Below are 14320 nucleotides of genomic sequence, written 5' to 3' on the forward strand. Positions count from 1 at the left end.
CATGACTTAAAGGCTAGCTGCAACCCTTCCGGCGCGGCACTTTGGTTGCGCCGGCCCGGATGGAATGGCCTTTCCGGCATCCTCCAGTGAGAGAAATCCTGTGCCATGCCGCATCAGGCCGTCGTCTTTCGCCGCGTCCATTCAGCTACTTCCAGGAATGCAGGTGATGAGGGGCCACACGGCGATTTCCGGCACTTCGCCATCGACGACGACCTGATCCCCACGCCGCTGCGGGCGGAGCGGGACCGGCGCAAGGTCGAGATCGTGGCGGGGCGCAAGCAGAGCAGCTGGCGCGGCCTGGCCGTGTTCCTGGCGCTGATCGTCTATCTGGTCCGCTACCGGTTCAATCTCTGGGTCCACAAGGATGCCGACGAGCGCAATGCCAAGGAGCTGCGCGCGCTGTTCGAGCATTTCGGCGGGCTGTGGGTGAAGCTCGGCCAGCTCCTGTCGCTGCGCACCGACATGTTCTCGGATGCGATGTGCCGGGAACTGTCGCGCCTGCAGTTCGAGGCAGTGGGCTTCCCGGCAGAGCTCGCCGTGGCGGAGATCGAGAAGGAGCTCCGCGGCCGCCTGACCCACCATTTCCGCCTTTTCGACCCGGAGCCGTTCGCCGCCGCCTCGATCGCCCAGGTCCATCGCGCGGTGCTGCGACAGACCGGCGAGACCGTGATCGTGAAGGTCCGCCGCCCCGGGATCGTCCCGTCCTTCGAGGGCGACCTGCTTGTGCTCAAGCGGATCGTGGGCGTGCTCCACTGGTTCAGGCTCGGCCGGCACATGCGCATGCAGGATGCGCTGTGGGAGCTCGAGACGATGATGCGGGAGGAACTCGACTATCGCTACGAGGCGGCCAACCTCGACCGGATGCGCAAGAGCCTGAAGCGCCATGGCGTGCACGTGCCGCGCCCGTTCTTCCACCTGTCGACCGCGTCCGTGATCGTGATGGAGTTCGTGCCGGGCGTCCTGATGTCGGAGTACATCGAGGTCGCCACGGCCGACCCGGAGCGGGCGGAGATCTGGTGCCTGCAGAACGGGATCCGGCCGAAGAAGGTCGCCCAGCGCCTGTTCATCTCCGCCCTGCGCCAGCTGCTCGAGGACAACCTGTTCCACGCCGATCTGCATCCCGGCAACATCATGCTGCTGCGCGACAACCGGGTGGCGCTGATCGACATGGGCACGATCGGCACGACCGAGCGCGAGTTCCTCGACCTCTATCTGATGAGCCTGCGCGCCCTGGCGAAGAAGGACTTCTCGCGCGCCGCCGACTACCTGCTGCGGCTCTGCCCGGACCTGCCGACCCTCAAGCTCACCGCGCTGCGCCGCGACCTGATCCGCTCCTACCGCAACTGGGAGGCGCGCACCCACCTGCGCAACATCCCCTACCACGAGAAGGCACTGAGCAGCGCCGGCTCGGATTCCGGGCGGATCCTCTACAAGTACAAGGTTCAGCCGAGCTGGACCTTCATGCGGATCAGCCGGACCTGGGCGACGCTCGACGCCTCGATGCAGTTCCTGATCCCGAACGCCAACTACATGCGGCTGTTCGACCGCTATTTCGAGAACGCCCGGACGCGCGCCCTGCGCGGGCCGGGCCTGCGCCGTACGCTCGAGGTGACGGTCGGGCGGATGACCGAGGCCGTCCAGGAATATGACCTCCTGCTGCGCCCGCTCCTGCGCAACGAGACCCTGTCGCTTACCGGCTCGGTCAGCAAACTCGCCAGCATGGGGGCGGTCGTGCTGCGCGGCCTGATCTACGCCTTCGGCTTCGGCCTCCTGTTCGCGCTGTTCGCCCATTTCCAGAACCATCACGAGTTCGACCTGGACGGGCTGGGCGAGGAATCGAACGCGATCCTCGATTTCATGCAGCACGTCACCTATGGCGAATCGATCGTCTATGTCAGCGCCATTGCCTGGATACTGATCATCTGCCGGCGCCTGCTGAAGCTGGCGGAGCAGCCGGACTACCGGAATTGACCCGTCTCCTGGGTCCGGAGGAAGCGAAGTACTGGCTGCTCGGGCACGCCTGCCCGTTCAACATCGTGCTGGCCTTCGGCGTCGAGGAATGGCGCGCACCGGATCGGCTGGCCGTGCCGGTGATCCTGCCGGACGCGGATGGGCTGCCGCGCTGGGGGGGCCCTTCGGTGGACGGCAGGATCGAGCGCGGCACCGGCAGCTGGGCCCAGGCGGCCGAAGCGCTGCTGTGCTTGCCGGTCGGCATGGCCGGCGCCCCCGCCTGGCGTCTCCGCGTGGTAGAGGAAGCGGGCGAGACGGTCGTGCTGCTGGCGCTGCATCATGCGCTGATCGATGCGCGTGGTGGCTTGGCGCTGGTCGGGCATCTGCTGGACGGCCGTTTCGTGCCCCCATTGCCGCCCGCCTTCGAGGAACTCCTGGCCGACGAGGCCTGGCCGGACCCGTCCGTCCAGGACGAGGTGCTGGGCTGGTGGAGTCGGCGCATGACCGGCCGGCTGCGCTCGCTGGATCTGGCGAAGCTGGCTGCCCTGCTGCCCCGCCCGGAGCCGGCGCGCCTGGCGGTGGACCGGCTGCCCCCCGTCGCGTTCGGCCGGCTGCGGGCGCGCTGCCGATCCGAAGGTGCTACGCTGCATGGCGCGCTGGTGGCGGCGCTGCCGGCGGACACCGGGTCGAAGCTGGGCCATGCGGTCGACATGCGCCGCTTCCTGCCGCCGCCTCTGGCGGAGGAAGCCTGGCTCGCTTTGTCCCATCTGGAGACGGGATTGCCGGCTGCCGGCCCGTTCTGGGAACGGGCGCGGGCTGCGAGCGACCTCGTGCGCACAGCGCTCGCGTCGGGCGCGGCGGGCGCGGCGCTGGCCGAACTGCCCCGGACTCTGGCCGGCGACCGGTTCGTTCCGCCGGCAGCACCGCCGCTCACGGTCAGCAATGGCGGGCGCCACGACCTGCCGGCCGGCAGCCATGGCCGCGCCACCTGGTACATGGCACTGGCCGGGGCCAATGCGGGGGCCCCGGTGCTGGCGGCGAGCGGTGCCGGGGAGGCGCTGCTGGTCGCGAGCGTCACGCCGGCGGGCCGGCCGCCCTTGCCGCTGGACCGGCTGGTGGAGGAGCTGGCGGCAGCCGCCTCAGCCTAGGCCCATCTTCTCCAGCTGCGCCTCGGCCCCCTTGCTGATCTCGACATGCGGCTTGCGCACCTTGCGGGTGATCAGGGTGTACACCACCGGCACCACGAACAGGGCCAGGAGCGTGCCGGCCACGAGGCCGCCCACCAGGACCAGCCCGATATTCATCCGGCTGACGGCACCGGCACCGGTGGCGAACAGGAGCGGCACCGAGCCCAGCACCATGGCGAGCGTGGTCATCAGGATCGGGCGCAGGCGCAGGGCCGCCGATTCGATCACCGCCTCGCGCAGCTCCACGCCGCGGTCGCGGAGCTGGTTGGCGAACTCGGTGATCAGGATGCCGTGCTTGGCGATCAGGCCCACCAGGGTGATGAAGCCGATGCCGCTGTAGACGTTGAGCGAGCCGCCGAACAAGGCGAGCGCCACGATGGCGCCCGCGATCGAGAGCGGCACCACCAGCAGCACGATGCAGGGGTCGCGGAAGCTCTCGAACTGGGCGGTGAGCGTCAGGAAGATGAACACGATGCCCAGCAGGAACACCGCGCCATCGGCGGCATTGGCCTGCTTCAGCTGGCGCGAGGCGCCGTTGTAGTCGATCTGCATGCCGGGCTCGAGCTCGGCCTGGGCGAGCGCGGTCAGCCGGTCCAGGGCGGAGCCGGTGCTGAAGCCCGGGCCGGCATCGGCGGAGATCTGCGCGGAGGCGAGCTGGTTGAAGCGCGGCAGGAAGCTCGCCCCGGCACTGGTCTCGACGCTCACGAAGGTATCGAGCGGCACCAGCCGCCCGTCCCCTGCCCGCACCCCGACCAGGCCGATGCTTTCCGGCCGCTCGGCAAAGGCGCGCTCCAGCTCGAGCTGGATCTTGTAGAGCTCGCCCTGCCAGGAGAAGCGGTCCACGTCGTAGCCGCCGAACAGCATGCGCAGCGCACCGGCGATCGACTGGACATCCACGCCGCGATCCGCCGCCAGCGCCTCGTCGACCTCCAGGTCGATCTGCGGCAGGTCGAAGCTCAGGTCGACCGACGGCGCGCTGATGGCGGGGTCGTCCTGCGCCTTGGCCAGGATCCGGTCCGCGACCCGGGCCAGCGCCTCGTAGCCCATCGGCCCCTTGATCACGAGCTGGAGCGGCTGGGCCTGGGCGCCGCTCAGGGGATCGGGCGGGATCAGCGTGGTGCCGAGCCCGGCAATGGCGCCGAGCGGGGCGCGAATCGATTCGCCGATCTCCCGGGCCGAGCGCAGGCGCTCCTCCCAGTCTTCCAGGAGCAGGAAGGCATAGCCCTGGTTGGAGGCGGGAATCCCTAAGATGATCAGGGAGCCGCTCTTCTCCGGCACGGTGTCGAACACCTTCTCCACCGCGGCGGCATGGCGGACCAGATAATCGGCGGTGGCGTTGGTGGGGGCGTCGAGCTGGACCAGGAGGTAGCCCTCGTCCTCGGCCGGCGCGAACTCGCCCTGCAGCGTGCTGGCGGCAAGGCCACCTACGGCCAGGACGGTGGTCGCCAGCAGGCCCACCGCGAGCCGCGAGCCCAGGAGGCGGCGCAGCAGCCCCCGGTAGCCGTGCACGAGCCAGTCGAAGCCGCGGTCGATGGCACGCGAATAGAAGTTGCTCCGGGTCGGGCGCAGCAGGCGCGAGCACATCATCGGCGACAGGGTGCGCGAAATGACGCCGGAGATCAGCACCGCCACGGCGAGGGTGAGGCCGAACTCGCGGAACAGGGCACCCAGCATCCCCGGCGCCAAGCCGATCGGGACGTAGAGGGCCGCCAGCGTGATCGTGGTGGCGACGATCGCGAAGCCGATCTCGACGCTGCCGACAAAGGCCGCGTCGATGGGGTTCAGGCCCTCGTCGATATGCCGCTGGACGTTCTCGACATCGACGATCGCATCGTCGACCACCAAGCCGATCGCCAGGATGAAGGCCAAGAGGGTGAAGGTGTTGAAGCTGAACCCGACGAAATAGATGAAGACGACCGTGGTCAGCAGCGAGAGCGGGATGGTCACCAGCGTGATCAGGGAAGAGCGCAGCGAGCCCAGGAAGGCGAACACCACCAGGATCACCAGGCCGATCGCGATCAGCAGGGAGTCGCGCACCTCGTCCAGCGAGGCGCTGATCGACAAGGTGGTATCGAAGGCCACGGCGATCTGCACGTCGGGCGGCAGCACCGCCTGGATCTGCGGGATGGCGTCGCGCAGTGCCTGGGCCAGCACCAGCGAATTGGCGGTGGACTGGCGCATGATGCCCAGCGCCACGGCCGACTGGCCGTTGATCCGCACCCGGGTCGTGCTGTCCTCGCCGGTGATCCGCACGTCGCCGACATCGCCGAGGCGCACCGCCTGATCGCCGCTGCGCCGCACCACCACCTCGGCCACCGCAGCCACGGGATCGTCGCTCGTACCGAGCTGGATGCTGGTGCGGCCGCTCTCGCTGGCGACGTCGCCCGCCGGCACGTCGGTGTTGCGTTGCTGGATGGCGGCGGCGATGTCGCCCGCGCTCACCCCCATGGCCTGGAGGTTGGTGGGGTCGACCGTGACCGCCATGACCGGCCGCCGGTCGCCGATCACCTGGATGCTGCCGACTCCCTGGACCGTTGAGAGCTGCGGCACCACCACCCGGGCGGCGAGGTCGCTGAGATCGACCTCCGACATGGTCTCGCTCGCGAGCGAGAGGTAGAGCACCGGCACGTTGTCCAGGCTCAGCCGCGAGATCACCGGCCGCTCGGCCTCCGCCGGCAACTGGCCCAGGATCTGGCTGATCGCCGACTGGACCTGGTTGGCAGCACCCACCGAATCGACGCCGAACTGGAAGGTGACCTGCACCGAGCTCAGGCCCGCCTCGCTGCGCGAGATCACCGTGTCGACATTGCCGACCGTGGCGACCGCCTGCTCGATCGGCACGGTGATGCGGCTGGCGATCTGCTCGGGTGCCCCGCCCGGCAGGGCGGTCACGATCTGGATGAGCGGGATGTCGAAGCGCGGCAGGTCGCGGATCTCGACCCGGGTGAGCGCGAACAGGCCGAGAATGGCCGGGATCAGGCTCACCACGATGGTGAGCGCCGGGCGGCGGATCCAGACCGCCGAGATGTTCATGAACTGCGTGCCATTTCGAGCGCCACGGCATCACCGTCGCGCAGCCGGAACTGGCCGGACGTGACCACCTGGTCGCCGGCCGAGAGCCCGCGCGTGATCTCCACGCCCGCCGGGCCGCGGATGCCGGTCTCGACCGGGACCAGCCGCGCCTTGCCGTCCACCACCTTGTAGACCTCGGCGCTGGTGAGCCGCTGCACCAGTGCCGTCTCGGGCACCACCACGGCCTCGCGCGGCGTGCCGGTGGCCAGCGTCAGGCTGCCGAACAGGCCGGGCAGCAGCAGCTGCTCCCCCGCATCGTCCAGCCGGGCGCGGAGCGCAAAGCTGCGGGTCTCCGGGTCGATCACCGACGAGATGAAGGACACCGTGCCCGTGAACGACTGGCTCGTGGCGCTGCTGCGAAAGCTGACTGCCGCCCCTGGCCGGATCCGGGCGAGCTGCCGCTCGGGCACATGGAAGTCGGCGGCGACCTCGTCCGGGTCGACCAGGTCGATCATCGCCGTGCCCGGCGTCACGTACTGGCCGAGCGCCACCTGGTGGCGCTCGAGGCGGCCGGTGAACGGCGCCTTGATCGTCAGGAGGTCGAGATTGAGCTGCTTGAGCTGTGCGTCGACCTCCGCCTCCGCCAAATCCGCACGGCTGGCAGCGAGCGACACCTGCGCCAGGAAGCCCTCGCGCTGCAGGGTCCGGTCGCGCTCGAGCTTTGCCCGGTTCTGCTCGACCCGGCCTTTGGCCAGCGCCAGCTCGGCCTGGGCGCTGCGGTCGTCGAGCCGGTAGATCGCCTGGCCGGCCGTCACCTCGGCACCGTCGGGCACCAGGATCTCGACGATATGGCCGCTGGTGTAGGGCGAGACCGTGATGCGCCGGAGTGCCGTGAGGCTGGCGACGAAGGTCAGCTCCGGCTGGACCGTCTGCGTCCTGGCTTCCGCAGCGGTCACGGAGACCGGCGGCGCCACGACCGGGGTGGTGGCGGCTGATTGGCGCAGCGGGTCGAAGCGATAGAAGGCGGCCCCTGCCATGCCCAGGCAGAGCAGGACGATGAACAGCCAGCCCTTCCACGACAGGCGCGGCCCACGCTCGGCAGACGCCTGCGGCAGCGGCAGTTCAGCCATCTATCTCGAAATCCGCACGTCCAGCCAGGGAGGGCGAACGGCCGGCCGCACCGGAGCGGGCGGCCGACCCGTCACTCAATCGTCGTCGTCGTCATCGTCGTCATCGTCGCCGAACAGCCCGCCCAGGCTGGGCTCCTGGCGGACCACGATCACGACGCGCTGGGCGCTCGCCTCGATGACGCCCTGCTCCTCGAGATCGGCGAGCGCATCCTCGACCTTCTCCATCAGACGGCCCTCGCCGCGGCGCAGCTGGCGCACGCGCCGGCGGCTGTGCTCGCCCATGTCGATGATGACGGTCTCGCTCGTCGGCTCCGGCGGCGGCGGCTCGATCTGCTTCTTCTCGACGACGGTGGTCTCGGCCATCGTTGCTTCTCCTGATCCAGCTTGGCGGTGGCGGGCAGGCCCGGCGTCAGTCACGGCCGCGGAAGATGTAGCGCGGCTTCGACTTGCGGATCGACCTGGTGACATTGTCCGACAGGTCCTTGATCCAGCCGTCCCGCTTCCTGCTGTTCGAGCGCTCGTGGCGGCCCAGATATTCGTTGAGCAGCCGCGCCTCGAACTTGATCGCCCGCCGCATGACCCGCTCGATCGGCCGGAGCAGCGGCGACTGTTTCTTGCGGCGATACTCGCCCTCGCTCTGGTAGCGCTCCCTGGCGACCAGCCGGCCGTACTGGTCGCGCTGCAGCACGGTCACCCGGATGCCGTCGTCATCGTCGTAGCGCGAGCCACGGTCGGCGTCGTAGACCCGACGCCTGGGCTGGTCGCCGCCCAGGACGACGACCCGGCGGATGTCCTTGTCGAGCTTGATTGCCATGGTTAGGTGACGCCCCTGCGCGTTAGGATATGGCAAGCCGCAGCATAAGACGTATCATGGGCGGTCCGTGGGTGGAACCTGAAATTTCCAGAACTGTCGCTGTGGAGGTCTGGTTCTGCAGTGTCGACGACCTGGACTGCGGTGACCACGACCATATTTCGACGTTGCTGAATCCAGACGAGCAGGCACGCAATCGCCGCTTCCTGGTTGAATACCCACGCCGCCTGCACGCCGCCGCCTATGCCCTCGCCCGCCATGCCATCGGCAGGCGGCTGGGCCTGCCGCCCATGGAGCTGCGGTTCGATCGTGCTCCCGGCGGCCGGCCGTTTCTCGCCCACCCGGCGGGCGCGCTCGACTTCAACCTGGCCCATGGCGGCGGCCTTGCCGTATGCGCCTTGGCGGACGGATGCCGCGTCGGAATCGATGTGGAGCCGGCGGATCGGCCGGAACTGAGCCTGGAGCTGCTGGACGGGCTGCTGGCGCCGGGCGAGCGGGACCGCCTGGCGGGGCGGCAGGGCAGCGCGCGCCAGGAGGCCCTGGTCGCCTTGTGGACCGGCAAGGAAGCGATCGCCAAGGCCCATGGCGACGGCCTGTCCCTGCCGCTGGACCGGCTGGCTGTGCCGGAGGGCGACGGGCCGGTCACGATGACGGCAATCCCCGGTGCGTTGCCGCCGGTCTGGCGGCTGCACCGGCTGCGGCCGGATCAGCGGCATCGGTTGGCACTGGCCCTGGCGCTCGCCCCGGATGCATCCGCTTTGATCTGCGTCCACGATGCGACGGAGGTCTTCAGGGGTCGCCGGCCTCCGGCAGCATCGGCAGGATCTGCCTGAGATAAGGGGCGAGCCCCAGCGCCGGCTGCCATTGCCTGGGATAGCCCAGCGACACTTCCTCGAAGCGGATGCCGTCGAGCCAGCGCCGGCCGCGGACATGGAGATGGCCATAGACGCAGGCGAGCGCCCCGAATCGCTGCGGCCAGGTCCTGGTGGCACACGTGCCGCACCAGGGGGCGAAGCGAGGCACGCGGGGGATCCGTACGAGTTCCTCGTGCAGCGGCCAGTGGCTGACCAGCACGAGCGGAATGTCCGGCGCCAGGACAGCCAGACGCCGCTCGGTCAGCGCCAGCCGCTCCCGGCACCACTCGACCCGGGAGGTGTGCGGGTCCGGGTGGAGCAGGACCTCGTCCACCGGATGGATGTCCGCCTCCGCTGCCCAGGCCACCACCTGCTCCGGCGTCATCCCATCTGGCGCGAAGCTGTAGTCGTAGAGGGTGAAGATCGGCACGATCCGGACCGGGCCGCCCGGGCCGTCCCAGAGCGGCGGTGGATCCTCGGGCGTGAGCACGCCATGGCTGCGCGCCAGCTCGACCAGGCCGGCATAGCGCTCCGCACCCCGCAGCCCGCCATCCTCGCCCGGCAGCGACCACAATTCATGGTTGCCCGGCACCCAGATCACCCGGGCGAAGCGCCGGCAGAGTGCGGCGAAGCCCTCGCCGATCCGCCCGAAGCTCTCGGCCACGTCGCCGGCCACGATCAGCCAGTCCTCGGGATAGCTGCCGAGCGCATCCAGCGCGTCGCGGTTGGTCGGGCTGCCGAGATGCAGGTCGCTGATCGCGAGAAGTCGCATGCACGTCCGTCGGTTGCGGCGGCCCGCCCGCCCTGATTATCTGCCGACCATGCCGGTGACGCTATTCCATCCGCTCGCAGCCGAAAACCTGGCCGACCCCTACCCCGCCTATGCCCGGCTGCGGGAAGCCGCACCGGTCGCCTGGTCGTCCGCCCCGGTGCCGGGCTTCTGGGGGTTCTGGTTCGTCAGCCGCCATGCCGATGTCTCGGCGGGGCTGAAGGATCAGCGGTTCGGCCGGGAGATCACGAAGCTGCTGCCACCCGGCGCCCTGCCGCCGGTGCCAGCGCACGAGCGGCCGCTCATGGCGATGATCCGGCACTGGATGCTGTTCAAGGACCCGCCGGACCATGCGCGGCTGCGCCGGCTGGCGGCCCCGGTGTTCGCGCCGCGGGCCGTGGCCGGCCAGCGCCCGGCGATCGCCGCGCTGGCGGAGCGGATGATCGACCGGCTGCCGGCCGGCACCACGGTGGATGTGGTAGGCGAGCTCGCCTACCCGCTCGCGATCGACGTGGTCAGCGAGCTTCTGGGCGTGCCCGAGGGCGACCGGCCGCTGATCCGCGACTGGGTACGCGCCATCACCGCCGCCCTGGACGTCATCCGCACCGAGGCCAGCATCCGCACCGGTGCCGCGCAGGCGGTCGAGCTGCAGGCCTATTTCGCCGACATCGTCGAGATGCACCGCCGCAGGCCGCGCGGCGACCTGCTCGACCTCCTGATCGAGGCGCGCGATGGGGGCGAAGCCTTGAGCGAGGAGGAACTGCTCTCGGCCTGCATCCTGTTCCTGTTCGCCGGGCACGAGGCTTCCGCCCAGCTGGTCGCCAACGGCCTGCTGGCGCTGGCCGGCGAACCTGCCGCCTATGCCCGGCTGCGCCGGGGCGACGTCGCGATGCCCACCGTCGTCGCCGAGCTCCTGCGCTTCACCAGCCCGCAGCAGATCGCCTTTCGCTACGCGCTGGAAGATGCCGAGCTGGCCGGCGTCGCGATCCGCAAGGGCCAGACGGTGGGCTTCGGCCTGGGCGCCGCCAACCGCGACCCGCGCGTGTTCCCGGAGCCGGACCGGCTCGACCTGGACCGCGAGGCGGCACGCCAGCTGGCCTTCGGCAGCGGCATCCATAGCTGCATCGGCGCGCCGCTCGCCCGGCTGGAGGCGGAACTGACCTTTGCCGCCATCGCCCGGCGGCTGCCGAGGCTGGAGGTGCTCGGCCTGGAACGGCAGGACGGCGTGATCGTGCGCGGCCTGGCCCGCCTCGATCTGGCGCTCTGATCCGGAAAATCCGCGGTCCACAAGTGAGTTTTCGACTGGAACTGTGGCCGCCCGCTGGTTTCACCTGTCCCTTCACCGGATCAGGCGATGGGCGGGCGATGAACGAGCGGCGGCTGTTCCCCAACCCGTTGCTGCTGAGCCTGCTGCTGGGCCTGTACCTGGGCACGGGCAGCGCATCGGCCCAGCAGACCCTCGATGCCGCCCTGGTCGAGGCCTATCTGAGCAACCCGGACCTCGCCGCCGAGCGCGCCGCATTGCGGGCGACCGATTCGCGGGTGGCACAGGCCCGCGCCGGCTACTACCCGAGCCTCACCGCGACCCTGCAGGGCCAGCTCACCCGCGGCAAGCAGACGAGCGCCTTCGAGTTCCCCACCGCCCCCGGCTTCGACTTCACCCAGTACGAGGAGCTGCTGGAAACCCAGGACGCCGATGCCACCTTCGCCACGCTGGCGCTCAAGCAGAACCTGTGGGCCGGCGGCGAGACACAGGCGCGGCTCGAGGGTGCGGAGCGCCGGGTGCGCGCCGGCCAGGCCAACCTCCTGTCCGTCGAGCAGAACGTGCTGCTGAACGCCGCCACGGCCTATGTCGCCACCTGGCGCGACCGGCTGCTGATCGGGGAGGCCCAGGCCAATCTCGACCGGCTGACGCGCCAGCTCGCGGCGACGGAGCGGCGCTTCGAGTTGGGCGAGGTCGCCCAGACCGACCTGATCCAGGCCCGCTCGCGCCTGGCCCGCGCCAGCGCCGACCGCGATCAGGCCCGCGCCGATCTCGCCCGCTCCGAGGCCACCTTCGAGCAGGTCATCGGCCCGCCCCCCGAACGCCTTACCGATCCCGCACCGATCGCGGACCTGCCGGACGATCTGGACACGGCCTACACCCTGGCCGAGCTGAACCCGGACATCCGCCGCGCCGCCCTCGACGTGGACGCCGCCCGCGCCGACACCGATGCCGCCTTTGCCGGCCTGCTGCCGAGCATCGACCTCGTGGGCCAGCTCAACTACGCCAACGACCCGAACCCGACCTTCTACGACCAGCAGAGCGCCCAGGTCGGCGTCACCCTGACCGTGCCCCTGTTCCAGGGCGGCGCCGCCGCAGCCCAGGTCCGCGAAACCAGGCACACGGTGCGCCAGCTCGAGAACCAGCGGCTGGCCGTGGGCCACCAGATCCGACGCGACATCCGCACCTACTGGACCGCCGTGGACGCGGCCAGCTCGGCGGTCGGCGCCTACGAGATGGAAGCAGAAGCCAACGCGCTGGCGCTGCGCGGCGTGGAGCGCGAATCCAATCTCGGTTTGCGCACCGTGCTGGACGTGCTGGACGCCCAGTACGACCTGTTCCGCTCCCGCTCCAACCTGGTCCGCGCCCGCGCTTCCGCCGTCACCGCCAGCTTCCAGCTCAAGGCGGCTCTGGGCCAGCTCACCGTCTCGTCCCTCGCCCTGCCGGTCCAGCCCTACGATCCTGAGATCAACTACGAGATCGAGCGGGTCCGGCTGTTTGGCCTGGGTGGGGACTAAGTGCGTTTTCAGCTATCCTCTCAACCTCTTTATCCGACAAGACGGCCCGACAGTTTCCCACGGTCGTCGGTCCTGGTTGCGGTAGTCAGATACGGCCGCTCGTGGTTGTAGTGGACGAGCCAAGCATCGAGGTCGGCCTGCAATGCCTCCACGCTGTCGAACAGATGAGGAGCGGGACCATGGCGAATTCCGCACCAAGCGGCTCGTTCGGACCACCCATGATTCGATGAAGGCGTTGGGCATGGCATACGAGACGTCATTGTCCCCGCCACCCGCAGGCCCCAGCCTGTGCCATATTACTCTAGTCACGGAGGCAGCGCGATGATGCACCGTCTGCACGTGTTCCCACCTTGTGGCGTCCGACAGGAAACTCGTCAACGCGGCGAACACCGAATCCGCCGCTTTGCCCTCAAAGCCCGGGATGGCATGGGGGCAAACTGCGAGTTCAAGGCTACGGGGATTTAGGATGGCCGAGGAGCGGATGGAGGTCAGTCGGGACGGACTTGCGCGGCTTCAATCGGCCGCCGCGGACTTCGCCCACGCCGAGATCGCTCGAATCGTAAAGTCCGTTCTTGAGGATCTGCAGTCTCGACCAACCGTTGGCGCCTTTGGCGATGTCGCGGCTCGGCATTTATGGGATGAATATTGCTGGGCCCTGCAAGAGGGCCCGTTCGATGACGACATGGGGTGGGACGACATTCGTTTCGGTTCGCTCTCGGACGGCTTCGATGACCTGGTGCGTGCGTCGATCCAGACTGAGGTCGAGAAGTTGCCCCAGCACGCTCTCGTGTTCCTGAGCCTCCAGGCGTTCGAAGAGGACGCGGACAGTGACGAGGCAGAGAGTATTGGCAACATTTGGGTCGATGGAGTTGTGTCCCTTGTCCTCGAAGAGGTGAATGCCCGCGCGTCCCGCCGGAACCTTGACCTGATCGGACCGCATCAAGCTGACGCGATCGGCTACGAGATCGAGGGGACGGGCATGGTCTGGTCCATCCTGTCGGATAGAGGCGAGGCAATCGACATCATCGCCAGGCATAGCGATGCGCTGCTCGATCCCAAGGGGGATCTGTCGGAGCTGGCAGCGGAGATGGTTGAAGCCTTCATGACAGCCGCTGCAGAGGATGACGAAGGTGCGGTGTTTTCCGAGTTCCTTGCATGCTTCGCAGATAAAGTTCGGGTGCTTCTCCGCGAGAACGACGTCATGCCATCGCTAGGGCGTATGCGGACCGCACTTCTTGATCGGCTCCACATTCCCGACCAGGCCAGGAAATACGCCGCGCAGCTGTCTGGCGGGCAGCAGCAGCGCGTCGCGATCGCCCGGGCGCTGGCAATGCAGCCGGACATCATGCTGTTCGACGAGCCGACTTCCTCGCTCGACCCGGAGATGGTCAAGGAGGTCCTGGACACGATGGTGGAGCTCGCCGGAGAGGGCATGACCATGGCGGTGGTCACCCATGAGATGGGCTTCGCCCGCCAGGTCGCCGATCGGGTGATCTTCATGGACCACGGCAAGATCGTGGAGGAGGCCAGCCCGGAGACGTTCTTCTCTGCCCCTCGCGCGGAGCGGGCGCGAGCGTTCCTGCAGCAGATCCTGCACTGAGCGGCCTGCTCGAAGATAGGAGCCGGTGCGGCCGTTGCTACGGCAGCCGCTGACGCCTACTGCGGAGGCGGCCTGCAGTGTACGGGAGGATAGCCTTGGTGGTCGGCATGCCCACCTAGCTGTGCGGTCCCGCAGTGTGGTGGTACAATGGATCACCATGCGGCAAGGGAGGCGCTATGGGCCAGGTTCTTCACGGCAGCGCCCGTACGACGGAGGCGGTCCGTCG

10 protein-coding genes and 2 pseudogenes are annotated in these 14320 nt (G+C 69.0%); 6 read left to right on the forward strand and 6 right to left on the reverse strand.

The features are described from left to right. Window positions 1–105 precede the first annotated feature (105 nt). Both HLA95_RS23650 and HLA95_RS23655 read left to right on the forward strand, forming a co-directional pair. Window positions 106–1971 carry an ABC1 kinase family protein gene (locus HLA95_RS23650; protein ID WP_191061748.1) on the forward strand — a complete coding sequence of 622 codons (1866 nt, stop codon included), beginning with the start codon at window positions 106–108 and terminating at the stop codon, window positions 1969–1971. Further along, window positions 1968–3098: a hypothetical protein gene (locus HLA95_RS23655; RefSeq protein ID WP_222184743.1), complete on the forward strand. Its 1131-nt coding sequence runs from the start codon at window positions 1968–1970 to the stop codon at window positions 3096–3098. Before HLA95_RS23650 ends, HLA95_RS23655 begins: the two co-directional genes overlap by 4 nt. Here HLA95_RS23655 and HLA95_RS23660 read toward each other — a convergent pair. The 4 genes from HLA95_RS23660 to HLA95_RS23675 form a co-directional block, all read right to left on the reverse strand. After that, the gene (locus HLA95_RS23660) at window positions 3090–6170 is read right to left on the reverse strand and encodes an efflux RND transporter permease subunit (RefSeq protein ID WP_191060022.1); all 3081 of its coding nucleotides are present in this window, start codon (window positions 6168–6170) and stop codon (window positions 3090–3092) included. The two genes, HLA95_RS23655 and HLA95_RS23660, sit on opposite strands and share 9 nt — an antisense overlap. Further along, entirely contained in the window at window positions 6167–7279 is a 1113-nt protein-coding gene (locus HLA95_RS23665; RefSeq protein ID WP_191060023.1) for an efflux RND transporter periplasmic adaptor subunit, read from the reverse strand. Before HLA95_RS23665 ends, HLA95_RS23660 begins: the two co-directional genes overlap by 4 nt. A gap of 75 nt (window positions 7280–7354) precedes the next feature. Beyond that, complete coding sequence (locus HLA95_RS23670; protein WP_191060024.1) at window positions 7355–7642, reverse strand: DUF6200 domain-containing protein; 288 nt, start codon at window positions 7640–7642, stop codon at window positions 7355–7357. Between the two features lie 46 nt (window positions 7643–7688). Further along, the gene (locus HLA95_RS23675; RefSeq protein ID WP_191060025.1) at window positions 7689–8093 is read right to left on the reverse strand and encodes a DUF6312 domain-containing protein; all 405 of its coding nucleotides are present in this window, start codon (window positions 8091–8093) and stop codon (window positions 7689–7691) included. Window positions 8094–8257: 164 nt separating this feature from the next. Here HLA95_RS23675 and HLA95_RS23680 point away from each other — a divergent pair, with 164 nt between their 5' ends. Further along, window positions 8258–8923, forward strand: coding sequence for a 4'-phosphopantetheinyl transferase family protein (locus HLA95_RS23680; RefSeq protein ID WP_191060026.1), 666 nt, complete (start codon window positions 8258–8260; stop codon window positions 8921–8923). On the opposite strand, the gene HLA95_RS23685 is transcribed toward HLA95_RS23680, so the two are convergent. After that, entirely contained in the window at window positions 8880–9716 is an 837-nt protein-coding gene (locus HLA95_RS23685) for a metallophosphoesterase family protein (protein ID WP_191060027.1), read from the reverse strand. The genes HLA95_RS23680 and HLA95_RS23685 overlap by 44 nt on opposite strands. Between HLA95_RS23685 and HLA95_RS23690 the strand changes: the two genes are divergently transcribed. Both HLA95_RS23690 and HLA95_RS23695 read left to right on the forward strand, forming a co-directional pair. After that, window positions 9715–10980 (forward strand): cytochrome P450, encoded by a 1266-nt coding sequence (locus HLA95_RS23690; RefSeq protein WP_222184745.1) that lies wholly within the window; start codon window positions 9715–9717, stop codon window positions 10978–10980. The two genes, HLA95_RS23685 and HLA95_RS23690, sit on opposite strands and share 2 nt — an antisense overlap. 98 nt (window positions 10981–11078) lie before the next feature. Then, the gene (locus tag HLA95_RS23695; protein ID WP_191061126.1) at window positions 11079–12494 is read left to right on the forward strand and encodes a TolC family outer membrane protein; all 1416 of its coding nucleotides are present in this window, start codon (window positions 11079–11081) and stop codon (window positions 12492–12494) included. Between the two features lie 12 nt (window positions 12495–12506). Here HLA95_RS23695 and HLA95_RS29920 read toward each other — a convergent pair. After that, a pseudogene (locus tag HLA95_RS29920) lies at window positions 12507–12661 on the reverse strand (IS481 family transposase); the annotation flags it as partial. 1067 nt (window positions 12662–13728) lie between these two features. Here HLA95_RS29920 and HLA95_RS28580 point away from each other — a divergent pair. After that, a pseudogene (locus HLA95_RS28580) lies at window positions 13729–14094 on the forward strand (amino acid ABC transporter ATP-binding protein); the annotation flags it as partial. Window positions 14095–14320: the final 226 nt, after the last annotated feature.

The sequence above is a fragment of the Geminicoccus harenae genome, from assembly GCF_019800005.1.
In the GTDB taxonomy this organism is placed as follows: Bacteria; Pseudomonadota; Alphaproteobacteria; order Geminicoccales; family Geminicoccaceae; genus Geminicoccus; species Geminicoccus harenae.